Consider the following 22,097-nt stretch of genomic DNA (forward strand, 5'->3'; position numbering starts at 1 on the left):
TGCTCGGCGCCGCGCTGCTCGCGATCCGTCGCGACTAACGTGAACAACGACTGACCGGCGAAACCGGTCACTCAACTTCAGTCCGCTTCACGCGGACCTTTTCTTTCGGACGCTCCCGCCCCACAGCCGCAGCACTCGAAAACAAAGAGTCGCGAATACTGTCGACAAGATGTTTCCGGCTGCTTCCCCGGTACTACTGCTCGACTCGCCACTGATGACGCGGATGAACCCAGTCCCACGAACTGACGTCGACTTCGTCGAAGTAGTCGCCGCGGCCGGCGTAGCGAATCTCCTCAGGGGCGTCGCGGGCGAGGTCGTCGACGCCGTCGGCGTCGAAGGTCGCGGCGACGACGTGGTTCCAGAAGTAGTCCCAGTAGAGCGCGACCTCGCAGTCGTCGATGAGACCCAGCAGCTCGTAGCGGCCTTCGTCGGCGTCGGTGAGGTGGCGCGTCATGGCGAACGCGTCGCTCGGTGAGCGGTGTTCGGCGATAGTCCAGGCAAGTTCTCCTTTCAGACGGTTTCCGGTGGGAGTCGAGTACTGCGACATCAACTCAGCGGTGGGGATACGGGGTAAAAATCGCGAGCCATGGGCAGAGCGGAAGTGAAAGTAAAGCCGGCTCTCAGGGTGTTATTCCGGAGAACCGACGGACCACGTCGCAGGTTCGTAGGTGAGCGGGAGTTCGTCGGTCGCGATGATCTCGGCAATCTCCTCGGCGGAGAGGCCGCCACGGTCTTCGGCGGCGGCAAGCAGCTCGCCGATTACGCCGCGGCCGGGCTCGACTGCGTTCCCGCCGACGAGCCGGAGGTAGGCCCGGCAGGCGTCGTCGAGCGCTTTCGCCTTGGTGTTCTGGTCGGTACACGCTTCGAGGTCGTCGAGGAGTACGTCACGGCGTCCGGAGAGACGCCAGCGGAATGAGTCGGGCATTTCTGAACACAGACCCCGATTCGGTGGGGTTCTGGAGTAACGCAAACCTGATTCGCATATAAAGTATGCATCACGGCCGGCCAGATCACGCCGACTCGCCGAGCGCTGGACCGTCGCGACCGCCGAAAACTGAACACGCGGTTCTCGCCGAGTTCGCGATTCGTGTTCAGTTTCGGGGAAGCCGATGTGCGGACGTGCAACCGCGGGGAGCAGACTGGTTAGAGGTGTTTGTCAAGCCAGCCAGTATCCGGGGAATACGATTCATCCATTAGGAGTACTACTACGATCAAAATGAGGCGGAGAGAATTGTGGGAAGATCAATAAATGGAATAGAGGTGAGAAAAGTCGAGATATCTGAAATAGAAAAGAAAGCATATGGCTAACATTACTCTTCCTGGCCCTTTGTGCTTCAGTCGGTCAAGTAGTGTACTTAAGCAACGATGAAGTATGATTGAATAATCTTGTTCAGGCCACAACTCTATTCCTAATCTGAGGGGCGGATATACATAAAATAATACGATAGCTGGACCTGACAGATCGAGGGTCATAATGGCCAAATTAACGAACTTCGCAGAGAGTGATTCGGAAGCTAGCCATACGAAATATGCAAGTCCTACACAAAGAATGGCGCTGTATATATTAAAATAACTCTGTTGGACGCGCCGTTCTACCTCGGTTAATCGCTTATCATTTTGGATTATCCATTCATCTATTCCTGGCCTATCATTGAACAATCCTGTTTCAGGTTGGGCCTTTTGTTTTGATATTGGTAACATGCCGTCACTTGTTAGTGCTGCTACAGCGTCGATGACTGAATGAGAAATAAAACCAAGAATCAATAAAATTAGGAACGGGATTGTGAATCTCAACATTCTTGATGCGTACCAGATGTCGTTGCTAGCGTTCCCGGAATCACCAAGAGATCCAAAAATCAGTACATCAGCGGAAAGTTTCGGGAGGCTTCCCTGGGCTGTGGCGAGTGCGACAATAACGCTTAAAGAAATCAATACTACCCGTATTATCTGTTGAGATTGTTCTCTAAGCCTTCTATAGCTCTCGACTTGTTCTTTAAGTAGAAGTTCTCTCTCAGAGGTATTCAGCGACTCCAGATCGTCCTTCTGTAACTCCCTTTTCATGAGTAGCAAGGATTACTAGTTTCATATAAGTTTCACCATTACTGGAGGATTAGGATCGGTCTATGGTGGGGGGCAGATGTAGTTCGTCGAAAAGTACGGTGCTGAAACGAGATAGACTATGGATCTCCAGGTGTCCGAACTTCGGCGGTGTTTGATCCTTCTTCGCAGACCCAGGGGAGTTCGTCGCCGTCCTCGATGCCGAGTTCGTCGACGATCTTCGAGGGGATCGTGACCGTGACCGAGCCGTTGTGTTCCTGAACCGTCCGCGTGTCGGCGAATAGCCGGGAGATTCCGGACATAGATTATCCCCCGGGCGCCCCCCTATAATACGGTAGTCACACACGGGAGTCCCCCGGGAAGCACCCGTGTAGCCCCTATATTTTCCCGATTTGATAGGAGCGCGGTGTGTCGAGACGGTCAACGGTCGACCGTCTCGGTAGCTCCGGGTCGGCGGCCGGGAAGGCATCATGACCCGAAAACACGGGCGGAAGCGCCCGCATCCCTCCTTTTCGGAGGGGACGGGAGGCGAACAGAGCGAACGAACGAGCCGTAGCGCTCGGCAGGCGCCATGACCACGGACAGCCCGGCGTCCTCGGAGGACGCCGCAGACGAGTTCGAGGAGCACCGCGTCCGTCGCAGCGACGAGCGAGTGCTGTCGCTGTCGCTCGGCGACGTCGCACGCGTCGACGAACGCCTCGGCGACCTTGTCGGGAGGGCCGGGACGTGACCGACGTCGTTCCGGTGCGGATCTCCGAGTACGTCAACCCGGACGAAGCGGAGATCGACGACTCCGGCGACGTGCCGTACGTCACGAACCATGACGAGCTGGAGACGCGGGACGTAATCCGCGCGTTCAGCCGCGACTCGGTCGAGGCGAACAACCTCACGTCGAGAATCGTCACCGAAGACGATGCCATGTGGCGCGACGAGTTCGCCGACCTCGAACTCGGCGACGAATTCGCGGTCCACGAGGCCAGCGAGAGGGCCGAGGCGTGAGCAGCATCCTCGACGAGAAGCACGTCCATCTCATCGGCTACGGCGCGCTCGCGCTGATTCTCGGTACGTCGACGTGGAGTAGCCCGATGGGCCGATGGACCGGCGTCATGTACGGCGGCTTCGCTATCGGGGTAACGGTCGCCGCGTTCGGTATCGGCATCCGGAAGGGGCTCAGCGACGCCGCTGGCGTCGTCCGTGCGTGGCTGGGGTCGGAGGAGCAGGGCGACGAGGAGGTGCCGCAGGCGACGCCGGACGGTGGCCGTGCGGTGGAGCCGGCGACGCCGGCGGAGGTGCTGGACGCGGCCGAGGAGTACGGTATCGAGAACGTCCGCGCTGACCGCGTGACGGAGGCGCTGGAGCAGGCGGCAGAGACGGGTGGCGACCGGAACCGCCGAACGAACACATGAAACTCAACAGACAGACGTTTCTGACGCTCGCGGCCGTGTTCCTGGTCGTGGTGTCGTCAGGCGTCGCCGCAGCGGCGTCGGCATCGTACGGGACGAACCCCGAAGCAGACTCACATCCGGACACGAAGGCGGTCGAGGACCGGCTGACCATCGAAACGCACGACCGCGAAACGATGGGGTGGCTGGAGTACGAGGGAGACAACGGCAAAATCAGGCAGATCAACGCCTACGTGAACGGCACGGAGTCGGGCGCGAAGGTCAGCTACCGAGCTGACCGGATCGACGCGGAGGCGCTCGGCATGTTCCCGCGCGTCTCCGGCGAGGAGAACAACTCGGTGACGTGGCTCGACACGTCGAACTGGACGACGTCGAGCGGCGTCTCGGTCAGCGACACGGACGGCGCGACGGCGACCGGCGTCCGGTCGGTGAAGATCGCGTCGAACGGGTCGTTCGGCGCGTCGACGACCGGGTCGGCGACGTTCGACAAGCCGGCGATCACGTCGGACGCGGAGAAGCGGTACCTCCAGTTCGTCGGGAACGTCGACAGCCTCGAATCCGGCGCGGAGGTCGCGGTGCAGGTCCGTGACGGCGGCGGGGACTACGTCGAGGCCGTGATCAACTCTTCGCGTGACGCGACGGCGCAGGACGTCATCGCGAACACGACGGCGTCCGGCGTCGTCTACCAGGAGCAGCTCGGCCAGCTCGCGGTGAAGGGCTCGGGCGACGGCTCGCTGGACGCGGTGACTGAGGTGCGCGTCGTGGTTCGCGGCGGCGACGGTGCCGTGACCATGACGGGCCTGAACGTCGAGAAGAAGAGCCGCTGGGACTTCGGCGAAGAGCGCGTCCTCGACACGTCGACGGACGACTCTGGCGACTACAAGTCCAGCACGGTGTACTCGCACACCGGCGGCGAGATCAACGCGTCGAGCCTGCAGGGGCTCGGCGAGACGTTCTCCGCGGCGACCATCGGGGACCTGCAGTACCTGAACGTCGAGTACCGGATGCAGGACGACCCGGCGCACTCGGAGATCGCGTTCGAGAAGGCCGGGAACTACCCGAACTACAAGCACAAGCTGGTGCTGAGCCACCGGTTCACGATTCCGACGGCGTACGACATCACGCACGGCGAGATCGTGCTGAAGACGCGGCAGTCGTTCCTGTCGGACCGGTACCTGCGGCTCCGCTACGCCGAAGGCGTCGGTGACACGAAGGACAGCGAGATCTCGTCCGACGCGTGGATCGACCTGACCGGGTCGCTCGGTGAAGAGGGCACCTGGATCACCGTGGACAGCTCGGTGCAGCCGGGGACGTCCTACGAGTTCCAGCTGACGACGCTGCTGCTGGACGACCAGTACAAGGCGCTGCAGCCGACCGCCGGCGGTGGCGGCGGGTTCTGGGGGTCGTCGAGCGGCGGCGGCAACCCGTTCATGAGCCTCTACAACTGGATCGCGGGCGGGGTCGTCGGGCTGATGACGATGCTCGGCCTCGCGAAGGCTCGCGGAGGGTAATCGTATGGCAAACGGACCGCGGCTGGATCAGGCGAAGTCGTACATCTCGCTGGCGAACTCGTACGGCGGGTTTGCGGAGTCGTTCGTGAACGGCGCTGGCGGGCTGGTCGTGGCGTTCTTCACGATCGCTATCGGGATCGGGGAGGCGTTCGCGAACCTGATCATCAACCCGGTGGACGCGTTCGCGTTCGTGACGGGGCAGTCGATTCGGGCGATCTTCGGAGGACCGGCGCGGTTCCTGCAGAGCGCGTGGAACACAGCGGCGGCGTCGCTGGGGATGGACCCGTGGACCAGCCTCGGGCCGTTCGTGGTCGTCGTGGCGGTCCTCGCTGCGATGATCGCGCTGGGGATCGTCGTGTGGGGGCTCGACGCGGCGAACTTCGACACGCCGACCGGGATGGACCTGCCGTTCATCAACCTCGACGAAGGGGGCGACCAGGACGACGAACAGTAACCATGCTCAGGAGCCCCACACCACGGAGGTCGACGTAGATGCCGCCCCGGACACGAATCGGAGCCGGCGGATTCGAGGTCAAGCCGGGCGATTTCATCGGCTCTAACGGCATCATGATCGGCAAGCTGGTGTCGACGCTGCTGGGGGCTCTCTGGCTGGTGTTCGCAGCCGGCTGGATTACTCTCATCCGCGCGATTGTCCGGCTGCATCTGGTACCGATCAACGCCGCAGCAAGCCTCTACGCCGGCATCATACGGACTCTCGGCGGTCAAGCGTCACAGACGGCGCGGCTCGCCTGGGGCGAGGCGTTCCGGGCGGCTGTCGAAGCGTCTCCGATTCTCGCGCCGGCGATCATGAGCGCGGAGATTATCGTCGTCGTCCTGATCCTCGCTGCTGCGCGGCAGAGGTGGGGACTGTGAGTGCCCAGAGTTCCGGCGGGAGCAACCTCCCCGCTTGGGCGGCACCCCTCGGGGGTGCGACTGCGGGCGGTGTGACGCTCCTGTCGAACCCGGAACTGTGGGTGAAGACGATTCTCCGGAAGTGGGTCGTCGGCGGCATCCTCGACGCCGCGACGTACGTGCTCGGCTGGCTCGTGTTCGGCTACGAGAAGTCGACGAACATCATCCTGGACGCGGTGCCGATTCTGCGGACGCCGTACCAGCTGGTCGAGTCGGCGATCACGGGCGCGATTGTCACCGTGTTCGGCGCGGTTCGGTCGGTGGTCGAGCTGACCGGGCTCGCCGGGCCGCCGGCGGTCGCGGTGACGGTCGTGCTGCTGGTGTCGATCGTCCTGGCGCTCGGCTGGGGTCTGTTCTCGGTGATTCCGGGGAGCGACGCGATCGAGGACGGAGTCGGGGTGTTCACGAAGTGAACTCGAAGCATATCGCGGAGGTCGCGACGGCGCTCGCCGGGAATCTGTGGGCGTGGTTCGCGGCGACGGAACAGATCTGGTTCCCGACGGTCGGGGCGTACGTCCGGTGGATCGCGCCGGCGTACAACCTGCCGGATCTGCGCGGCCCGCTGGCGTTCCTGACGCTGTGCTACATCGGGCTGCGGCTGGGGGACCTGTGGAGTAAAAACGACAGTCTGGAGGACCTGGTATGACAGAACAACGGAGACCGAGACGTATCGACAACGGAGGTGAGGCGTGATGCCGGTGGACGTCGTCGGCTGGGTCACGTCGCACGTCACGCTCGTCGTCACGGCGCTGCTGGCCGTCGTGGTGCTGTACTGGCTGGCGGAGGCCGTCGACGAGGCGGAGGACCACCTGGAGGCCGCGTCTGGCTTCGCAGGCCGCGCGAAGCAAGGGACGGGCGGCACGCTGAACGTGCTGCTGGTCGCGTTCGTGTCGGTCGTCGGGTGGGCTGCGACGACGTTCAGCACCGCGGCGGAGTTCTGGACGATGCTGGTCGACGTCGCGCCGCAGATGCCGGTGCTGACGGCGTCAGTGATCACGATCGGGCTCGGAGCGGTCGGGCTGAGCGACGTGATCGTGCTGGAGCCGCTGCACTTCATCGGCATCTCGGCGGTGCTGGTGGCGCTCGGCCTCCTGTACCGCCGCGGATTCGGCCGTGACCGGGGTGATCTCGGGTGAGGCGCGCCGCCGCGGTCCTGCTGGTCGTGCTGCTCGTCGGCGGCGCCGTCGCACCTGCCGCGGTCGCTCAGTCTGACGGCGGGAGCGCGGCGGCCCGTAACCTCACGCTGGAGGAGCTGGTGCCGGGCGGGACGAAGCCGGCGAACGCGCCGGCGTCGATCCGGCAGAACGGCCGCTACGGCGAGTTCGCAGTGAAGAACCTGCCGACGGGTCTGCTGGTGAACGAGGCGGAGGACAGCCCGTCGTGGCGGTACATGGAGCCCGGGACGACGGTGAACCGGAACTACATCCAGCTGTGGTCGAAGCGCCCCTACGGGGCGGACAGCGAGCAGTACGTCGTCGAGATCGCTCACTACCGGGTCGGGCAGGAGACCGTGACGGCCGAGGACGGCTCGACGTCGACGCGGAAGGCTGCGGTGAACGTGACGCGGTACAGCCGTACCGTGGACTTCAGCGGCGGCTACGACTTCGCGAAAATCAGCCTGAACGACCACTACAACCAGAAGGTGCGGACGGTGATGTGCGTCCGCGGGCCGAACGAGCCGAGCTGCCTGGAGAACCCGGGCGACACGCGCTGGACGTTCTACCACAAAAGCTCGAAGGCGACGCTGCCGATCGAGACGAACAGCGCTGGCGCGCGGCTCGCCTGGGGGATCACGGCGCTGCTGCTGCCGTTCTTCGGGGCGACCGTGACGACGCTGTACGGCGGCCGGAAGGCGGTCGAGCGAGCGAAGGCCGGCCCGCAGATCAGCGCGATCTGGTGGGTGCTGACCGCGGTCGCGGGGATGCTGTTCCTCGTGCTGGCGTGGGACTGGCTGTCGGCGACGCTCATCCGGGCGCCGTACCTCGTGAGCGCCGCTGGCGGCATCCTGCTCGGCGTGATCGCGGTCGAGTGGTTCGGCCGGACGACGTACGGAGCCGGGTTCCTCCAGTTCCACCTGGACGACGGCTTCGACCCGACGGACCCCGAGTCCGTCACTGAGGCGGTCGAGGACGGCGGGCACGCCGAGGCGGCCGAGGAGGCCGCAAAGAGCGGCGACCCGCAGGAGGCGCCGGGCGTCCTGAAGGCGACGTTCACGGTCGCGAAGTTCGCCCGCGGCGACACCGGCGAGCGCTCGTCGATCAGGAAGGGCCTCCGGAAGTTTTGGGCGCGGGCACGCGGCGCGTCGTCGGACCTGGAGACCGACGGGAACATGCAGACGCGGATCGACGTGGACGGCCCGATCGAGGAGCTGTACCTGCTCGACCCGGAGGACGACGACCCGCTGGAGTACGAGCCGGAGCATCACTCGATCGAGTTCCCGGACCTCGTGACGTACGAAGAGACCGAGGACGGCGAGACGGTCCGGAAGCTGCATCCCGTGCCGTGGATCGCCGGCGGCGCAGCGCTCGGGTTCTCCTGGCTCGCGGGCGCACTCGCGGCCGGAAGCGGGCTTCTCGGCCTGTTCGTCGGCGGCCTGTCGCTGTTCGCGTTCAAGATCGCGAAGCCGCGCGACGGGAAGCTGGCGGCGAACCTCGCGCCGATTCACTACCACCACGCCGTCGCGTCGATGCTGACGCACGCCCGCGGGCTGGCGGACGCCAAGTCGTGGGACGACTGGTACCGCCGGTACACCGAGTCCGAGGCCGACTCGCACGCTGACCGGAAGGAGCTGCTCGACGACCGGAGCGAATCGCAGATGGAGCAGCTGTTCGACCGGTACGTGAACGACGGCGCCGGCGACGACCCGATTCGGGAGTCGGCCGACGGCGAGGAGGCGCCGGCCGATGACTGAAGCGGCGGTCGACGTCGACGGCGTCGAAGGGCCGGCGGACGGCCTGCGAGCTGTCTTCGAGGCCGTCGAGGACGCGGACGCGTGGGGTGGTGACGAGCAGCGCCGCGCGCTGCACGACCGGCTGGAGGACGCCGGCGTGGACCATCCGACGCGGCCGGCGACGGCGAAGCTGACGCACGACCAGATGGATCTGCTCGTCGACCTGCTGAATGGCTTCGGGAGCCGCGGGGAGCTGCTGGAGTGGCAGCAGGACCTCGTGATTCAGACGGTCGGGCAGCTGGAGGACAGCTGGTACTCGCGGGTGGCGTCGAGCGCGCCGACGGTGTCCGCGCTGCTCGGCGAACCGTGGGGGACGACGGACGACATGCCGCCGGCGCTCGCCCGCGAGGTGCGGCGCGGAATCGCGGCGAAAGACCTGCTGCCGGCGTTCCACGCGGGGCACGCGGTCGCGCGGTGGGCGGCGGTCGAACGGGTCGACCACCTCGACGACGACGGCGAGGGCGACGACATCGACCCGATTGACCCGCGAGAGCAGCAGTACCCGCTGATGCGGCCCGCCTTCGGCGAACTGGACGGGCAGCAGGAGGCGGCGCTGGCGGATCTGCTGGAGGGGTTCGAGACGGCGGAGGAGTTGCTGGCGTGGGCGCATCGCGTCACGTCGGCGAGCTACGCGGAGATCGAGCGGTCGACGGTGACGGCGCCGTACTTCGAGCAGCCGCTGCGGCGGCGGCTGCTGGGGACGTCGCCGACGCCGGAGGAGACGTTCGTCCGGGAGTCGTGGGCGTCCGAGTACCTGCTGCCGGCGTTCAACCGCGCGGCTGACGCGCTGGGGAAGCGCGCGCAGGAGGTCACGGCCGCCCGCGGGTTCCGCGGCGAGACTGGATCTGGATCTATCACATGAGCACGAACGAACCGGAGCCGGCGTCTGTTACCGGCACGACGGAGGAGTACAGCATGCTGGAGGTCGTTCAGGACCCGGACCTGCTGAAGGCGCGGGTCGAGGGAGCAGCGGCGCCCGGCATCGAGAAGACGCGGGAACTGACCGGTGACGACCGTGCGCACAGCGTCGGCGAGAACATGCGGCGGGCGTTCGGGTTCCGGTGCTGGTCGAACGTCTTGGAGGACCTGGAGCACATGGATCATCCGGCGATCGAGGACGGCAGCCACCCGATCATCCATCATCCGCGGGCGTTCCTGGACCACCTGGTCCACATCGACGACATGGACAAGCTGCGGCTGGAGCACGACGACCTCTCCGGGCTGAGCAAGGAGCGGCAGGCGATGTTCCGGTGGCTCCAGGAGCACCCTGGAATCGTCTCGGACCTCCGGATCGGCGGGACGGACTGGGGCGCGTTCGGGCCGAAGGGGAGCGGGAAGTCGACGATGGCGATCGCGCTGCCGGTGATCCGGAACCTGGAGATCAATCAGGACGCCGTGGTGTGGCGCGGCAGCTCCGCGCGGTCAGAGTGGCTGCCGGTCCGCGCCTGGACGCGGCTGTGCCTCCCGGCTGGCATCGAGGTGGAGGCGACGCTGGAGCCGCCGAGCGACCAGATGGAGCCGATCGAGATCGACCTGGAGGAGATGGTGCACGAGGTCGTCCGGTACTCGTCGATTCGGGAGCTGAACCACGAGGTGCTGAAAGAGGGGATGCTGCACGTCGTGTATCCGGACCCGCGGTTCCGCGGCGCGACGCAGGCGTACCGGGAGGCCGACGAGATTCAGGAGGTCGAGCACGTCAGCGCGTGGGACGTCGCACGAGGCTCGCCGGACGACGACGAGGACCTCGGGCCGCAGGACGTGACGCCGTCGGAGATGTGGTGGTTCGCGTGGGCGATCGACAAGATCGACAACGGGCCGCCGATCTGGACGACGCTGCTCGCCGACGAGATCGGGAACTGGATGCCGGAGCACGCGAGCAACGAGTACCACCGGCTGCACGACCGAATCAGCGCGTACCGGGACAAGTACGTCGACGCCCGGAGAAACAAGTTCAGCCAGTTCGGGATCGGCCACGACCCGGAGGATCTGCACAACCTGATGCGGAAGAAGATGCGCTGGCAGATCACTATGGCCGGCGCCGACAACCCGACGGGGAAGACGGTCGGGATGGGCGAGGCGCCGATGGAGCGGAACTACGCGAAGCGGATGCGGCTCGGTCAGGCACTGTCGTGGAACAGTCAGAACTACGCGGAGTTCAGCTGGTCGGATATCCCGTCTCAGTTCAAGGTGCCGGGGCAGCTACACATCCGGTTCCCGGAGGTTCAGGAGGTGCTCGCCGGATGCTGACCGTCGGGATACCCCGGGTTTCGCCGGTCGGGGCGGCTGCTGGAAAGGATTCCGCGCAGGTCCGCCGGATTCGGCGGCGTCGGTGGTTCTCTACGGCGCTGACTGAGAATCTGCGCCGTCGGTCGCCTGCAGCGACTACGCGCCCGCGCGTAGAAAAGGGAATACAGTCAACCCCCCACCCTGGTCAGAGGTGGTTGGCGTGAACCCGCGCCAGGTCGCCTCGGTCGTCGCTGCGGTGCTGCTCGTCGCGACCGCGGCGCTCGGCCCGATCGGCTTCGCAGCGTCGGCGGCAGCGGCGCCGGACGGGTTCGTGACGCTGCCGGACAGCAACGTCCAGGAGGACCTGCCGGTCGGCACGTCAGCGTCGCTGCGCGCGTCCGACCTGGAGGGCTCAGTCATGGCGTCCAGCCACGCGTCGAGCCTCCAGGTCGTTGTGACGACGCCGGATCGGGCCAGCAGCTACGTCAACGGCACGACGGTCGGCGGCGGTGGCGGCGTGGCGCTGATCTTCATGGACGACACGAACCACCAGGGCCGCCGGGTCGCGGTCCCGGCGGACGCGGTTCGTGAGGCGGTCGGGCACGTTCCGGAGGTCGTGCACGGCGTCCACGAGGACGGTTCCTCTTGGACGTCGCCGGTGGACGCGCGGAACGGCCTGCTGATCTTCGAGATCCCAAAGTTCTCCGCGAACTCGGTGACGTTCGAGGGGACCGCGTCGATCACGGCGTCGCCGGCGGTCGACGGGTCGAGCTACAGTTACGAGCTGGGCAGCCCGGACATCGTCGACGACTACCAGATCAACGTGACCGGGTCGACGGCGACCGCGTGGGACAACGAGTCCGCGACGGCGCTCAGTGACGGCGATACGATGTCGTTATCGGTCGGCGGTGACGGTGAGCCGACCGGGCCGAGTGCTGGCGAACCGGTCGTTCGGTTCACAGGCCGTTCCACATCGGTCAGTGATTCGTTCAGTGGAACGGGGGCGCAGGACGGAGATACCACGTCGTTCAGTATCTCTGGAGATGATGTTACGAATGGGAAGGTCACATTCACGGGGAAGGTGACGACGAGCAACGGCGACGTCTCTGGGTCCGGAGTCTCGCCGGGTGAGACGGTGTCGGTCGCGAACCCTGGCAATATCGCTCCGACCGGTCCCGGGCCGAACGGCGATCCGGAGTTGACACTGACGGCGCAGTCGGGCACGCAGACCGTCCCATCGCTCAACGAGGACAGCTACAAGGCCGTGCTGGGGGCCGACCGGAGTGGCGAGGTCCAGATTAACAACGTAGGGGGTGTGATAACAGAGGTACGGATTAACGTGTTCTCGGGGTCGACAGGCGCTTACTCGGATATTTACATCGTAAAAGGTGAGGGCGTCGACGGGACCACCGGCGAGGGGACGCAGGTTGCGAGCGACGTTCAGTTTGCGTCGTCCGGTTGGACGACTGTGGACGTGCAGGACGTGGTCGTCGGCAGCTCGCAAACCGTGACCGTCGAGTTCCGACCTGGGGCCTCAGCTTCCGACCTGGCGCAGATCTGGACTGATTCCTCGTCGTCGACGTCGACGATGTCGGCCGGCACGGCGAGTGACCCGAACCTTCAGAACGCGTGGGGGCATGTTCGGCTGACGACTGGCCCAACGGTGTCAGCGACGGTCGACGGGACGACTCACAGCTACGGTGCGGTTGCCCCTGGACAGTCGGAGACGCTGGAGGTGCCGCTGGCGGCATCCACGTCATCCATCGATTTCACGGGCGCCGGGACAGCGTTCAATTGGACGCTCGCCAAAACCGATCGGAACGCGACCGAGAACCCTGGAGTGGATCTGGACGGCGATGGGAGCCCAGAGGGTCAGTACACGGGCGTGTTGCGACAAGGGGATACAGCGACCGTTGCACTGAGCGGCCTGACTACCGGGTCACAGACCGCGACGTTCCTGTCTGCTGGAGCTGGGTTCGACTGGACGATCGCGTTCGACCGGCTGGAGTTCAGCGAGAACCCGGGCGTCGATATCGACGGTGACGGGACGCCGGACGCGAACTATCAGGGCATCCTCGAACCGGGGGAGACGGCGACGGCGGACCTGAGCGGGCTGTCGACGTCGACGACGCAGCTCACCGTGCAGACCGCGGGGAGCACGATTGTCGACACGGCGGTGCTGTTCGAGGAGCGGACGCTAACGACGAATCCGCGGGTGATCGTGAACGGGCACGAGACCGGCGGTGCGGCGGTTGGGACGCTGGCTGACGGGGAGACGGCGAGTCTCGACACGGATACGTCGTGGATCGTGGACGGGACGAACAACGTCTCGGTGCAGGTTGGCGACGGGACGCTGTCGAGCGACGCGCCGACGCCGCAGGTCGGGCTGAACTACTCGCACAGCGCGGAGGTGCTGGTGTCGACGAGCTACGTGGGCGGGTCGTGGGTCGAGCGGTACAACGTGAGCTACACGTTCAGCGGCGACCGAGAGGACCCGACCGTGACGGTGCCGTTCTCGAACACCATCTACGACATCCGGACCGTCGAGCAGCGCGTCGGCGACGGCGCGTGGACGTCCGTGCCGTCGTCGGACTGGACGCTGCAGAACGGGACGACGCTGGTCGTGCACGTGTCGGACGCTGACGGGTCGACGGGCGTCGAGGCGGGCGACACGATCGCGCTCCGGACGACCGGCTACAAGGCGAACGCGGTCGACGGGTCGATCACCGTCACGGACCCGACGACGCCGGCGGACGCGACGCTGGACGCCGGTATCCGGATCGACAGCGTCGGCGACCAGTTCCGGATCGGCGTCGGCGGCACCGAGTTCGGAGACCGGCTGCACTACGCACACAGTGAGAGCTGGAAGTCGCCTGCTGAGACTGCGGTAATCGGTGCTGACGGGACGCAGGCGCTGTTCTTCCCGAACGCGAAGGCTGGCGGGTCGGCGCGGATCACGACGCTGCCGGTGAAGCCGATTCCGGCGAACGGCGATGTCGGCGTGTCTGTCGTGGATGCTGACGGGCCGGTGCTCGCGGTCGGCCCGGGGAACGCCGGCGCCGGGTCGGAGGTGACGTTCCGGTACCTGGGGTCCAGCGCTGGCGAGACGTACGGACTGTACTCGCTGGACGCGAAGCGTTACGTGGACAAGTCGGAGGCGGGGGCGGCGTTCGTGGACCTCGTGGACGACGACAGCGAGGAGCAGCTGGCGATCAAGCAACCGTCCAGCGACGGCCTGTCGGGTACCGGGTCCGGCGGCGGCGTCGGCGGCAACGTGGACGTCTCGGGCTCCGGAATCTGGAGTGAGGACGGCCCGGGCGTCCTGTTCCGAGAGATCGCGGTGGTCGTGGCGTGGGCGGCGCTCGTGCTGCTGCTCGTCGCGGCAACTGCGCGGTCGAGCCTCACGGGCCGGCGCCGGTGGGCCGCGGTCGGAGTGGTTTCGCTGGCGTCCGGCCTGTTGTCGCTGGAGATCCTCCGGCCGGGAACCGTGTCGAACGCGGTCTCCGGCGGGCTCCAGGAGATCATTCCGCTCGCCGGGCTCGCCGCGATCGGGATCATCGGCTACTCGATCGTGTCCTGGTGGCAGGCGCGGCAGGCGGAAGCCTCGACGCCGGAGACGAAGGTGTCTCTGAACCTCGGGAGGTTGAAGTAGGATGCTGGAGGATGTCGCTGCTCGGGTGTTCGAGGCGCTGGGTCTGCGAGGCGTCTCGACGGTCGCGCTGGTGCTGCTGGTGTCGGTGGTGCTGTACGCGCACAAGGCGGCCTCAGCGGGCCGCCGGGTCGTCCACGTGGGTTCGACGGCGCAGCACGATGCGAAGGTCGTGGCGGGCGTCCTCGCGCTGCTGCTGGTGGCTGGCGTCCTGTCGGCGGACCTGGAGCGTGGGCAGGAACTCTTGCGGCTCGGTCGAGAGCATCTTCGTCGAGCCCGGCTGCTCCAGCGGCTCGTGGAACTCGTGTCCTGAGTTTCTCGCTGACTCGTTATTCGCGTCCGCACGAGGGCACGGAAGTCCCGTTCAGGTTACCGAGATGTTGGTTCACGTGGCAGCTACGAGTTCAAATGAGTTTCATCAGGACAAGATGTTATTAGATTCCAATGTCAGATGTGGGCCATGGACCCCGAAGATGTCGTTTCAAGATTTGCAAGGCTATATGAGGAAAAGAATGAGTACATCTTGGAGAAAAATTTGATAGCGTATGAAGATAGGCCAATTCTACCACTGAGAGAGGCAATCCGGACTCGCAAGCAGGACGACTCGACGGGTCTTCTGATTCAGGGTCTCCAGATTGGTGACGGAAGATTTCAATTCACTAAGCGTGATGATCTTCCGGGTATCTCAGATCTAAGTATCGAGAACTTGGTTGAGCTCCCTGTCTCTCTACTCATAGATTTGCAAAGTTCCGTTTCAGGTGATGCTCGCGTATATTGGGAACATACGTATTCAACGTTCGATCGAGCTATACACTTGGGAAGAAGAACGGCTCCATTAGAGTTAGATATCTGGTTGGAAGTCAAATACTTATTTGACCTGGCACTCTGCGACATGGAGGTTTCCGGATACTCTCATGCAGAAAATGTTCTGGGGAACTCTGAGAATATTGCGGCATATCTATCATATCCAATATTAGAAGGACTACTCAAAAATTTGCTCAGTTGTGTAGACCAAAACGGATGTGTAATCGATTCTAACACTATTGAAAGGGTTAGTCAGGGAGGTGGGTACTACGACGCAGGGGACGAATGCCACAATCTGACCGACCTTCTTTGCCACTATGAATTCAACTATGCCCCCGGCCTTGTCTGTGAGGCACTTTCAGAATTTAGGAGCAACTTGTCAGAATTTGACAAGGAAAACGGAGAAGATGAGGCATACGGTATAATTACTGATTGGCGGGGTTCTGCGATGCACGGGGAATTAGTTACTGACGTACAATATGGAATACTCATAAACCTGATTTGTATGATACTATGGGGGGAGGTAATACAAAATTAGACCTCCATCGGCTGCACGGGTTTACTTCGGACATAGCGGACTTTGTCGGCACCGCGGCCGCCGCGACGGTCGAGAAAGCCGTTCTCTGCGAGTACAGTGAGGTGCTGGCGGACGGTGCGTTCGCCTGCTCCTGCTTCGTCAACGATCTCGTCGACGGTGAAGGGTTCCGGCCGGCGGAGCGCGACGATCCAGATTCGGTCGGTGATGCTCGGCTCGACCATGTGCGGCCCGACGGTGCGTCGTCACTTAGTGGTATCGCATATATCTGCAAAGGGTTGCTGATTTGGGCGCGGTGGCCGAAGGGGTGCGGTCTGTATTTTTGCTTCCCCCCGTAGGGGGGTGCCCTTAGGCACACTCCCTAAGGGGTGCTGCCCGCCGGGCGAAAACACCGGTCAGTTGACACTGCTGTTGCTCCCTGAACCTACCACGAATCGGATGCTTCTGAGGGGATTACTGTCGCGTCAGGCCGAAAAGAAGGGTCGAACGGTAGTGATGCCTCTCACGAGGGCCGCTTCAGCCGGGGATCTCGAACGTCTTCACGGCGTGCTCCTCAACGTCGATATCGAAGCCGGCGCGCTCGACGGCGGCCTGGATCTGTTCGGGAGTCCAGGAGGAGCCCGCTTCGATCATGCGGCGCACCTGCTCGATCGCGTCGACGACCGTCTGGCCGCGGAACGTGCGGGCGAGCTTCTCGATCGCCTGCTCGGTGGCCTCGCTCGGGTCGTGTCGGAGCAGCGTGTTCGCGTCCTCGATGTGCTCGGTGCCGGACTCGTCGTTCCAGCGGACGCGCTTCGGGAAGTGACCGGGCGCCTTGCCGGCCTTCCGCCACGCCTCGAAGCCGTCCGTGGTCACGTCGCCGGCGGTGACGGGAGCGTGCGTTCCCTCTTCGGGGTGCGGGAGGCAGGAGCCGAGGTGCAGCTCGTGGCCGTCGTTCTCGACGACTGCGTCCCACTTCTCGCGCCAGTTGTCGAACGGGTCTCCGGCGGTCCGCTGGTACGCGTCCTTCTCCAGCACCGTATCGGCGGCTCGGACGGCGTGGTCAACAGCGTTCTCGACGGTCGTCACGGTTCGACCGAGGATCTCCTCGAACTGTTCGCGAAGATGCGCCGAGTTGAACGAGATAACGCCATTCTGGGACTCGATCGCGTCGCCCATCCGGCTGAGCCAGCGGTAGACCGTGGTTTCGCTGGTCTCGGACTGCTCAGCGAGGTCGTCGTATCGGGCGCGGCCGCCGTCCGCGACGAGCTGCTCGGTGAGCGAGAGATCGGAGGTGGTCATGCGCTGGAAGGACCGGACCAGCATCGACTCCTGGGAGCGCTCGATCTGGGGCGTCGGGTCGTCGGCGAGGTCGACGTCGAACCGGGTAGGGCGTGGCGAGAAGTGCCAGTCCTCGACGAACGCCGGGACCTCGTCGTTTGCTGTTCCGGGTGCGTTCGGGTCGATCGGGATGCCGGACCACGCCAGGAGGTTCACGAGTCGCTCGTGGAGCTGTTCGCCGAGGTCGTGCCGCCGGCTCCAGGGGACGGTGCTGTCGTTGATTCGGTGGTTGCTGACCTTCCGCTGGAATAGGGCGCCAAACTTCGGGTGGTACAGCGGGTCGTCGGGGTCGGAGTGCTCGTGTTCGGGGTGGTAGGACTTGATCTGCGTCCCCCAGTTGTGGCCGGGAATCAGGATGTTCGCGCCGGCCTGGTCGATGAACAGCCGGTGCATGTAGCCCTGCACCTCGCTGTTGTCCCACAGGTACGCGCCCTCAGTCCCCTCCTGGTCGGAGAGCAGCATCGCGAGCTGGTGGAAGGCGCCGCCCATCCGCGTGAGTTTCTCCGAGAGCGACCGGGAGAGCCGCAGATACCGCTCGTACGTGCTGATGTTCGAGGTCGGAAGCGGCTGGGTGAAGTAGTCCTCATCCCAGTCCTCGCCGGCGACCTCCGCGAGGACCTGGCACGCACAGCGGAGGAGGTGCGGGTACTCGTCCGGTTCGAGGTTCGAGCCGTCAGCGTGCACGTTGAAACCGCGGTCCGGCTGATGGTCGTGGTCGAACGGCGAGCGGATTCTGTTTCCGGTGTCGACGTGCGTCATCTCTGCGTACCGCGGTCGGACGTGGAACCCGACGCTCCGTTCTCCGATGCCGTCGACGTGGATGCGCGGCTCCCACATGCCGCGGTCTTGGTCGAGGCCGAAGTCGGGGTGCGGCGCGATCTTGCCCGCGGGGTTCCCGTCGTCGTCGGTTCCGTAGTAGAGCGAGACCTCGACCTCTTCGCGCGGGTCGTCGTCTGCTGGGTCCGCTTCGGAGATCGGGTGCGGCTCGACGCCGTCGAGCCACGGGATGCGGGCCTCGAAGGTGCCGCCGCCGTCCAATTTTCGGATGAACTTACAGAGCGCCCAGTACGGCGCCATGTTGTCGGCGAGCGAGCCGGCGGTCGCGAAGTTCAAATCCGCCGTGACCTCGTGCGGATTCGTCGAGACGACCGGCGCGTCGGGGTTCGGACGGGTCGTCATTCCGCGTCCCCTCCGTCGGTCGCGACAGCGTCCGGCGTCGCGTCTCCCTCCGTCTGTTCAGCATCGTCGGAGCGTTCCCACGCGGGGATTCCGACCCGTTCAGCCCAGCACGGGAGGTCTCTCTCGGGCAGGTCGTCCCATTCGGGGTGCTGGTCGCGGATCGAGTCCGCCGCCGCCTGGAGCTGCTCGCGGCTGGGGCGTTCCCCGTTGGCTTCGAGGTCGTCGATCCGGTTCTCCAGGAGCGAGATCACGGCGTCGCGAGGCCCGCGGTCCAGCGCGCGCTCGACGGCGATCCACGCTCGGGCGGTTGCGATGCTGTCGATGCCGCGGATTCGGGCTTTCGCCAGCATCATCGCGTCCGGTCCGCCGAGTTCGTCGCGGTCGAGGAACCGCGCGGGGTCCTCGCCGAGATCGTCTCGGAGCCGCGGGAACTCCTCGCGGTCGTCGTGGTCGGCTGGGGAGTTCTCACTCGGCATGTTCGCCTCCGTTGAGCAGGCGCTCGCAGCTCGGGCAGGCAGGGACGCCGGCGACGAGACGAAGGTTCTCGGTTTCGCCGCAGCCGCGACAGACGCCGTCGACCTCGGTCACCAGTCGTCACCTCCGAACACGGAGGGCCAGCCGAGTTTGGCGACCTGTCCGTCTGTGTTGCCGCTGTCGTACCACCGTCCTCGGAGCAACTCGTCGACGAGCGACGCCGGGACCAGGACGACGTCGAGGAGGACGCGGTTCAGTCCCTCGCGGTAGACCGCGAGTGCGTAGTAGGCCGCGTCCTGGACGAGGGACGCGTGCTGTCCGGTGTCGCCTCCGCGGAAGTACCAGCGTCCGGGGGTGTTGACGGAGCCGTTGCTGGTCTGCTCGCGCGCGGCTTTGATCTCGACCTCGGCGCCGCGCGGTAGCAGCGGCGTTCCGCCGAGGCGGGTACCTGCGTGGCCGTCGATGACCTGGACGGCGACGGCGTCGTAGTGTTCAGCAGCCGAATCAGGGACGGCGCGGAGAGCCTGGACGGATTCGACGACGAGCGCCTCGACGTCGGTGCCGATGCGCTTCGCAGCGGCGAGCGCGGGGGAGTCGTCGTCGGTGCTCACCGCTGCTCACCTCGGAGATGCTGGACCGACGCGTGAACGCTGTACGTGGCGTCGTCAAGTGAAATGACGGTGACGAGCGTGTCGTCTTTCCGGATGAGGACGGTGCTGGAGGGGTCGTGGTACCGGACCTCGTCGCCGTCGAGCCCGTGGCGTCGGACGGGCGTGGCTTCGAGCCACGCACCGTGCGGGTCGAGGCGCGCGTCTGCGGTACGTTCGAGCCACCGGGTCCGGGCGTGTTCGGAGACGCGGAGGCTCACTCGTCCACCTCCTCGCCGCCGTCGGCGGCGATCTCGGAGTAGTAGTGGCCGCCGCCGTCAGGGAAGCGCTCGGGGCGACGTGGGCAACCGGCGTGGTGGCCGAATTCGCCGGGGAGGCTGCTGGACTGTGATTCGGTGCAGCGTGCGCGGCAGTGCGGGCAGCGGAACTCTCCGTCGCCGTCGGTCCCGAGCGTGGCTCGGTTGCGGCTGGAGAGTTTCACGCCAACCCCTCCGTGAGCGAGTCGCTGGTCGGCGTTTTATCCGGAGGGTTACCTCTCGGGAATGATAAGAAACGGCTAAGATGTGGATGGGGTCGGAGGGATTTGAACCCCCGATTGACTGATATCTCCGGTCGCGCCTCGGTCCTCCAGAGGGTCGTCGTCGCGGCCGATGATCAGTCGGTCGCTCGGTATATCAGTCTGGAGTTCGTCACCGGGCGGTCTGCCTCTGGAGTCAGTCGCCATACCTGGCTTGGCCACGACCCCGCTCGCGTCTCGTCGTTGGCCGGAGCACCCTAAAGGAATTTCGATTGTGTCGGGCGGTCAGTCGCGGTCGGTGTCGCTCCAGCCGCAGTCTTGGCACTTGTAGCCCGTGACGAACTCGGTGACTGACGGCATGTAGCCGACCTGGAGGACGTCGCCGCCGCAGTCGGGGCAGTCGCGGTCGGCGTCATCGATGGCTTCGGCTTCCATGACGGAGCCGTCTTCGATGAGTTCGGCGAGCTTTTTCGGCGTGACCATGCGGCCTTCGACGACGCGGTTGCTCATGCGGGTTCCGTGGCGGCGCGGCGCCTAAAACTCGCGGGTCTCGCCGTCCGGCGGCGGAGTCCCGACCGGGTCAACTGGGTTGGTCGTGGCGGCCAGGTCGGCCGAGTCAGTTCCGGCCGGCTACAGCCACGGTGCGCGGGACGGCTGGTCGCTGCTCTGGTCGTCGTCGGCGTCGACGGGGTCGATGCCGGCGTTCGGTTCGGGAGTCGGGTCGGCCGTGTCGACTGCGGCGTCGGCTGCGGGGTCGTCGGCGCCGCCGTCGGTGGTCGCGACGCCGTCGGCGTTCGTCGGGGCGCCGGGCGGCGCGGAGTCGGGTGACGGGTCGTACGAGAAGACGGCGGTGACGCAGAGCACGGCGAGTGCGACCGGCGCCTCCGTGTCGATGCCGACGTTGGCGATGGTGAGTGCGAGCGTGCCGAGCGCGACGGCGGAGCCGAACCGGAACCGGTCGATGTCGACGTGGTCGCGGAGCCGGTCGCCGGCGAGCGCGACGGCGAGCGCGAATCCGACGCCGACCGCGGCGGCCGCGGCGGCGCGCAGCAGCAGTCCGAGTTCCGGCTCGAAGATGAGCTTCGCGCCGGCCGGCTGGACGGAGGCGAGCAGCCCGAGGCCGATGATGGCGCCGGGACGCGGCAGGTACTCGCCGATCTCTGCGCTCGCGGTCTTCGCGGCGACCGCGACGATGACGAGCGCCGCGAACCGGTGGAACACGACCGGGTCGATGAACGTCCGTATCGACTGGGCGAGCGCGGCTTCGACGGCGGCGACCGGAATCAGGACGGCGCCGAGCAGCAGAATCGACAGGGCGTTCTCGCGGGGCGTCCCCTCCATCTCGGCGAGGACGACCGCGACGGTGGCGGAGCCGCCGAAGATGAGGACGCCGGTCTCGACGATGCCGAACGGGACCGTGAGCGCGCCGGCGATGACGAGCGCCGGGAAGATCCCGTCGACGAGCGGGAGCGCCATCACGGTCGCGAGCAGCCGGGTCGGGCCGCTGACGTGCCGTTCGAGCCGGAGGGCGACTGGGTGCCGTGAGGTGCTCATCTCAGCGGGCGGGGCGGGCCTCACCGGCGGCCTGACGGCGATCGGGATACGAGTCCGCGTGCGCGTGTGAGCGGAATCCGAACCCGAAGAGCCAGCAGCGGCCTTCGATTCCGAGGTTCCCCTGCGGTTTGGTCTGCCGGGTAAATGTGGAGAGCGCGGCGTCGACGCTCACCTGACCGACAGTACCGGTACCGTAGCGGGACTCGGAGTCCATACACGAAACACGTTCGACTGACACAATAAGCGTTGCGTGGGACACGGCCGCACAGCACACGAAGAACGACGGAGGGATTTAAAAGTGAGGTATCGATTTTCAACTTCTCGTCCGGAATCGGCGTCGAACAGTCGGCCATCGGCACCGATTCGGGCAACCTTTGCACCGGTCGTCGGTCGCGCG

29 protein-coding genes and 1 tRNA gene are annotated in these 22,097 nt (G+C 65.4%); 15 read left to right on the forward strand and 15 right to left on the reverse strand.

All coding sequences use genetic code 11. From position 1 onward, the window contains the following. Positions 1-193: 193 nt before the first annotated feature. The 4 genes from ACQUS7_RS07035 to ACQUS7_RS07050 all read right to left on the reverse strand — a co-directional run bounded on the left by ACQUS7_RS07035 (position 194) and on the right by ACQUS7_RS07050 (position 2,360). Positions 194-547, reverse strand: coding sequence for a hypothetical protein (locus tag ACQUS7_RS07035; RefSeq protein WP_435145900.1), 354 nt, complete (start codon positions 545-547; stop codon positions 194-196). Between the two features lie 81 nt (positions 548-628). After that, entirely contained in the window at positions 629-925 is a 297-nt protein-coding gene (locus tag ACQUS7_RS07040; protein ID WP_435145902.1) for a hypothetical protein, read from the reverse strand. Between the two features lie 317 nt (positions 926-1,242). Beyond that, complete coding sequence (locus ACQUS7_RS07045; RefSeq protein ID WP_435145904.1) at positions 1,243-2,061, reverse strand: hypothetical protein; 819 nt, start codon at positions 2,059-2,061, stop codon at positions 1,243-1,245. Positions 2,062-2,177: 116 nt separating this feature from the next. After that, positions 2,178-2,360, reverse strand: coding sequence for an AbrB/MazE/SpoVT family DNA-binding domain-containing protein (locus ACQUS7_RS07050; RefSeq protein ID WP_435145906.1), 183 nt, complete (start codon positions 2,358-2,360; stop codon positions 2,178-2,180). A gap of 269 nt (positions 2,361-2,629) precedes the next feature. Between ACQUS7_RS07050 and ACQUS7_RS07055 the strand changes: the two genes are divergently transcribed. The 15 genes from ACQUS7_RS07055 (at position 2,630) to ACQUS7_RS07125 (ending at position 16,051) form a co-directional block, all read left to right on the forward strand. Continuing rightward, the gene (locus ACQUS7_RS07055) at positions 2,630-2,788 is read left to right on the forward strand and encodes a hypothetical protein (RefSeq protein WP_435145908.1); all 159 of its coding nucleotides are present in this window, start codon (positions 2,630-2,632) and stop codon (positions 2,786-2,788) included. Further along, on the forward strand, positions 2,785-3,057 hold the full coding sequence (locus ACQUS7_RS07060) for a hypothetical protein (protein ID WP_435145910.1): 273 nt from the start codon (positions 2,785-2,787) through the stop codon (positions 3,055-3,057). The genes ACQUS7_RS07055 and ACQUS7_RS07060 overlap by 4 nt, the downstream gene beginning before the upstream one ends. Then, on the forward strand, positions 3,054-3,464 hold the full coding sequence (locus tag ACQUS7_RS07065; RefSeq protein ID WP_435145912.1) for a hypothetical protein: 411 nt from the start codon (positions 3,054-3,056) through the stop codon (positions 3,462-3,464). The genes ACQUS7_RS07060 and ACQUS7_RS07065 overlap by 4 nt, the downstream gene beginning before the upstream one ends. After that, the gene (locus ACQUS7_RS07070) at positions 3,461-4,972 is read left to right on the forward strand and encodes a hypothetical protein (protein ID WP_435145914.1); all 1,512 of its coding nucleotides are present in this window, start codon (positions 3,461-3,463) and stop codon (positions 4,970-4,972) included. Before ACQUS7_RS07065 ends, ACQUS7_RS07070 begins: the two co-directional genes overlap by 4 nt. 4 nt (positions 4,973-4,976) lie before the next feature. Beyond that, positions 4,977-5,426: a hypothetical protein gene (locus tag ACQUS7_RS07075; protein WP_435145916.1), complete on the forward strand. Its 450-nt coding sequence runs from the start codon at positions 4,977-4,979 to the stop codon at positions 5,424-5,426. 38 nt (positions 5,427-5,464) lie between these two features. Then, positions 5,465-5,845: a hypothetical protein gene (locus ACQUS7_RS07080; protein ID WP_435145918.1), complete on the forward strand. Its 381-nt coding sequence runs from the start codon at positions 5,465-5,467 to the stop codon at positions 5,843-5,845. Positions 5,846-5,916: 71 nt separating this feature from the next. Further along, positions 5,917-6,297: a hypothetical protein gene (locus tag ACQUS7_RS07085; RefSeq protein WP_435145920.1), complete on the forward strand. Its 381-nt coding sequence runs from the start codon at positions 5,917-5,919 to the stop codon at positions 6,295-6,297. Continuing rightward, a complete protein-coding gene (locus ACQUS7_RS07090; RefSeq protein WP_435145922.1) occupies positions 6,294-6,530 on the forward strand; it encodes a hypothetical protein in 237 nt (78 codons plus the stop codon). Before ACQUS7_RS07085 ends, ACQUS7_RS07090 begins: the two co-directional genes overlap by 4 nt. 46 nt (positions 6,531-6,576) lie before the next feature. Continuing rightward, the gene (locus tag ACQUS7_RS07095; protein ID WP_435145924.1) at positions 6,577-7,020 is read left to right on the forward strand and encodes a hypothetical protein; all 444 of its coding nucleotides are present in this window, start codon (positions 6,577-6,579) and stop codon (positions 7,018-7,020) included. Then, positions 7,017-8,795, forward strand: a complete 1,779-nt coding sequence (locus tag ACQUS7_RS07100; RefSeq protein WP_435145926.1) for a hypothetical protein — start codon at positions 7,017-7,019, stop codon at positions 8,793-8,795. Before ACQUS7_RS07095 ends, ACQUS7_RS07100 begins: the two co-directional genes overlap by 4 nt. Next, complete coding sequence (locus ACQUS7_RS07105; RefSeq protein WP_435145928.1) at positions 8,788-9,696, forward strand: hypothetical protein; 909 nt, start codon at positions 8,788-8,790, stop codon at positions 9,694-9,696. Before ACQUS7_RS07100 ends, ACQUS7_RS07105 begins: the two co-directional genes overlap by 8 nt. Beyond that, entirely contained in the window at positions 9,693-11,081 is a 1,389-nt protein-coding gene (locus ACQUS7_RS07110) for a hypothetical protein (protein WP_435145930.1), read from the forward strand. The genes ACQUS7_RS07105 and ACQUS7_RS07110 overlap by 4 nt, the downstream gene beginning before the upstream one ends. 235 nt (positions 11,082-11,316) lie before the next feature. After that, positions 11,317-14,712, forward strand: a complete 3,396-nt coding sequence (locus tag ACQUS7_RS07115; protein WP_435145932.1) for a hypothetical protein — start codon at positions 11,317-11,319, stop codon at positions 14,710-14,712. Position 14,713: 1 nt separating this feature from the next. Beyond that, positions 14,714-15,022, forward strand: coding sequence for a hypothetical protein (locus ACQUS7_RS07120; RefSeq protein WP_435145934.1), 309 nt, complete (start codon positions 14,714-14,716; stop codon positions 15,020-15,022). 147 nt (positions 15,023-15,169) lie between these two features. Next, positions 15,170-16,051: a hypothetical protein gene (locus tag ACQUS7_RS07125; RefSeq protein WP_435145936.1), complete on the forward strand. Its 882-nt coding sequence runs from the start codon at positions 15,170-15,172 to the stop codon at positions 16,049-16,051. On the opposite strand, the gene ACQUS7_RS07130 is transcribed toward ACQUS7_RS07125, so the two are convergent. From ACQUS7_RS07130 to ACQUS7_RS07180, 11 genes are all read right to left on the reverse strand, one after another. Continuing rightward, on the reverse strand, positions 16,048-16,272 hold the full coding sequence (locus ACQUS7_RS07130; RefSeq protein WP_435145938.1) for a helix-turn-helix domain-containing protein: 225 nt from the start codon (positions 16,270-16,272) through the stop codon (positions 16,048-16,050). The genes ACQUS7_RS07125 and ACQUS7_RS07130 overlap by 4 nt on opposite strands. Before the next feature lie 292 nt (positions 16,273-16,564). Continuing rightward, on the reverse strand, positions 16,565-18,547 hold the full coding sequence (locus ACQUS7_RS07135) for a hypothetical protein (RefSeq protein WP_435145940.1): 1,983 nt from the start codon (positions 18,545-18,547) through the stop codon (positions 16,565-16,567). Further along, positions 18,544-19,023, reverse strand: a complete 480-nt coding sequence (locus ACQUS7_RS07140) for a hypothetical protein (protein WP_435145942.1) — start codon at positions 19,021-19,023, stop codon at positions 18,544-18,546. The genes ACQUS7_RS07135 and ACQUS7_RS07140 overlap by 4 nt, the downstream gene beginning before the upstream one ends. Continuing rightward, positions 19,013-19,135 carry a hypothetical protein gene (locus ACQUS7_RS07145; protein WP_435145944.1) on the reverse strand — a complete coding sequence of 41 codons (123 nt, stop codon included), beginning with the start codon at positions 19,133-19,135 and terminating at the stop codon, positions 19,013-19,015. The genes ACQUS7_RS07140 and ACQUS7_RS07145 overlap by 11 nt, the downstream gene beginning before the upstream one ends. After that, positions 19,132-19,632 (reverse strand): hypothetical protein, encoded by a 501-nt coding sequence (locus ACQUS7_RS07150; protein ID WP_435145946.1) that lies wholly within the window; start codon positions 19,630-19,632, stop codon positions 19,132-19,134. The genes ACQUS7_RS07145 and ACQUS7_RS07150 overlap by 4 nt, the downstream gene beginning before the upstream one ends. After that, positions 19,629-19,889 (reverse strand): hypothetical protein, encoded by a 261-nt coding sequence (locus ACQUS7_RS07155; RefSeq protein ID WP_435145948.1) that lies wholly within the window; start codon positions 19,887-19,889, stop codon positions 19,629-19,631. The genes ACQUS7_RS07150 and ACQUS7_RS07155 overlap by 4 nt, the downstream gene beginning before the upstream one ends. Further along, positions 19,886-20,110, reverse strand: a complete 225-nt coding sequence (locus ACQUS7_RS07160) for a hypothetical protein (RefSeq protein ID WP_435145950.1) — start codon at positions 20,108-20,110, stop codon at positions 19,886-19,888. Before ACQUS7_RS07160 ends, ACQUS7_RS07155 begins: the two co-directional genes overlap by 4 nt. An 87-nt stretch (positions 20,111-20,197) precedes the next feature. After that, positions 20,198-20,374, reverse strand: a tRNA-Trp gene (locus ACQUS7_RS07165). A 57-nt stretch (positions 20,375-20,431) separates the two neighbouring features. Next, the gene (locus ACQUS7_RS07170) at positions 20,432-20,656 is read right to left on the reverse strand and encodes a DUF5795 family protein (RefSeq protein ID WP_435145952.1); all 225 of its coding nucleotides are present in this window, start codon (positions 20,654-20,656) and stop codon (positions 20,432-20,434) included. A 120-nt stretch (positions 20,657-20,776) separates the two neighbouring features. Further along, the gene (locus ACQUS7_RS07175) at positions 20,777-21,700 is read right to left on the reverse strand and encodes a DUF5794 domain-containing protein (protein ID WP_435145954.1); all 924 of its coding nucleotides are present in this window, start codon (positions 21,698-21,700) and stop codon (positions 20,777-20,779) included. 1 nt (position 21,701) lies between these two features. Further along, entirely contained in the window at positions 21,702-21,914 is a 213-nt protein-coding gene (locus ACQUS7_RS07180; protein WP_435125472.1) for a hypothetical protein, read from the reverse strand. Positions 21,915-22,097 lie beyond the last annotated feature (183 nt).

The sequence above is a fragment of the Halobaculum sp. P14 genome, from assembly GCF_051195155.1.
Classification (GTDB): domain Archaea; phylum Halobacteriota; class Halobacteria; order Halobacteriales; family Haloferacaceae; genus JBNTKA01.

What these genes read in the sequence shown, in the direction of transcription:
- ACQUS7_RS07135 (WP_435145940.1), bottom strand. Translation starts at nt 18,547, where the DNA reads ATGACGACCCGTCCGAACCCCGACGCGCCGGTCGTCTCGACGAATCCG.
- ACQUS7_RS07180 (WP_435125472.1), bottom strand. Translation starts at nt 21,914, where the DNA reads ATGGACTCCGAGTCCCGCTACGGTACCGGTACTGTCGGTCAGGTGAGC.
- ACQUS7_RS07070 (WP_435145914.1), top strand. Translation starts at nt 3,461, where the DNA reads ATGAAACTCAACAGACAGACGTTTCTGACGCTCGCGGCCGTGTTCCTG.
- ACQUS7_RS07095 (WP_435145924.1), top strand. Translation starts at nt 6,577, where the DNA reads ATGCCGGTGGACGTCGTCGGCTGGGTCACGTCGCACGTCACGCTCGTC.
- ACQUS7_RS07055 (WP_435145908.1), top strand. Translation starts at nt 2,630, where the DNA reads ATGACCACGGACAGCCCGGCGTCCTCGGAGGACGCCGCAGACGAGTTC.
- ACQUS7_RS07175 (WP_435145954.1), bottom strand. Translation starts at nt 21,700, where the DNA reads ATGAGCACCTCACGGCACCCAGTCGCCCTCCGGCTCGAACGGCACGTC.
- ACQUS7_RS07140 (WP_435145942.1), bottom strand. Translation starts at nt 19,023, where the DNA reads ATGCCGAGTGAGAACTCCCCAGCCGACCACGACGACCGCGAGGAGTTC.
- ACQUS7_RS07170 (WP_435145952.1), bottom strand. Translation starts at nt 20,656, where the DNA reads ATGAGCAACCGCGTCGTCGAAGGCCGCATGGTCACGCCGAAAAAGCTC.
- ACQUS7_RS07050 (WP_435145906.1), bottom strand. Translation starts at nt 2,360, where the DNA reads ATGTCCGGAATCTCCCGGCTATTCGCCGACACGCGGACGGTTCAGGAA.
- ACQUS7_RS07105 (WP_435145928.1), top strand. Translation starts at nt 8,788, where the DNA reads ATGACTGAAGCGGCGGTCGACGTCGACGGCGTCGAAGGGCCGGCGGAC.
- ACQUS7_RS07120 (WP_435145934.1), top strand. Translation starts at nt 14,714, where the DNA reads ATGCTGGAGGATGTCGCTGCTCGGGTGTTCGAGGCGCTGGGTCTGCGA.
- ACQUS7_RS07125 (WP_435145936.1), top strand. Translation starts at nt 15,170, where the DNA reads ATGGACCCCGAAGATGTCGTTTCAAGATTTGCAAGGCTATATGAGGAA.
- ACQUS7_RS07045 (WP_435145904.1), bottom strand. Translation starts at nt 2,061, where the DNA reads ATGAAAAGGGAGTTACAGAAGGACGATCTGGAGTCGCTGAATACCTCT.
- ACQUS7_RS07110 (WP_435145930.1), top strand. Translation starts at nt 9,693, where the DNA reads ATGAGCACGAACGAACCGGAGCCGGCGTCTGTTACCGGCACGACGGAG.
- ACQUS7_RS07040 (WP_435145902.1), bottom strand. Translation starts at nt 925, where the DNA reads ATGCCCGACTCATTCCGCTGGCGTCTCTCCGGACGCCGTGACGTACTC.
- ACQUS7_RS07075 (WP_435145916.1), top strand. Translation starts at nt 4,977, where the DNA reads ATGGCAAACGGACCGCGGCTGGATCAGGCGAAGTCGTACATCTCGCTG.
- ACQUS7_RS07080 (WP_435145918.1), top strand. Translation starts at nt 5,465, where the DNA reads ATGCCGCCCCGGACACGAATCGGAGCCGGCGGATTCGAGGTCAAGCCG.
- ACQUS7_RS07035 (WP_435145900.1), bottom strand. Translation starts at nt 547, where the DNA reads ATGTCGCAGTACTCGACTCCCACCGGAAACCGTCTGAAAGGAGAACTT.
- ACQUS7_RS07130 (WP_435145938.1), bottom strand. Translation starts at nt 16,272, where the DNA reads ATGGTCGAGCCGAGCATCACCGACCGAATCTGGATCGTCGCGCTCCGC.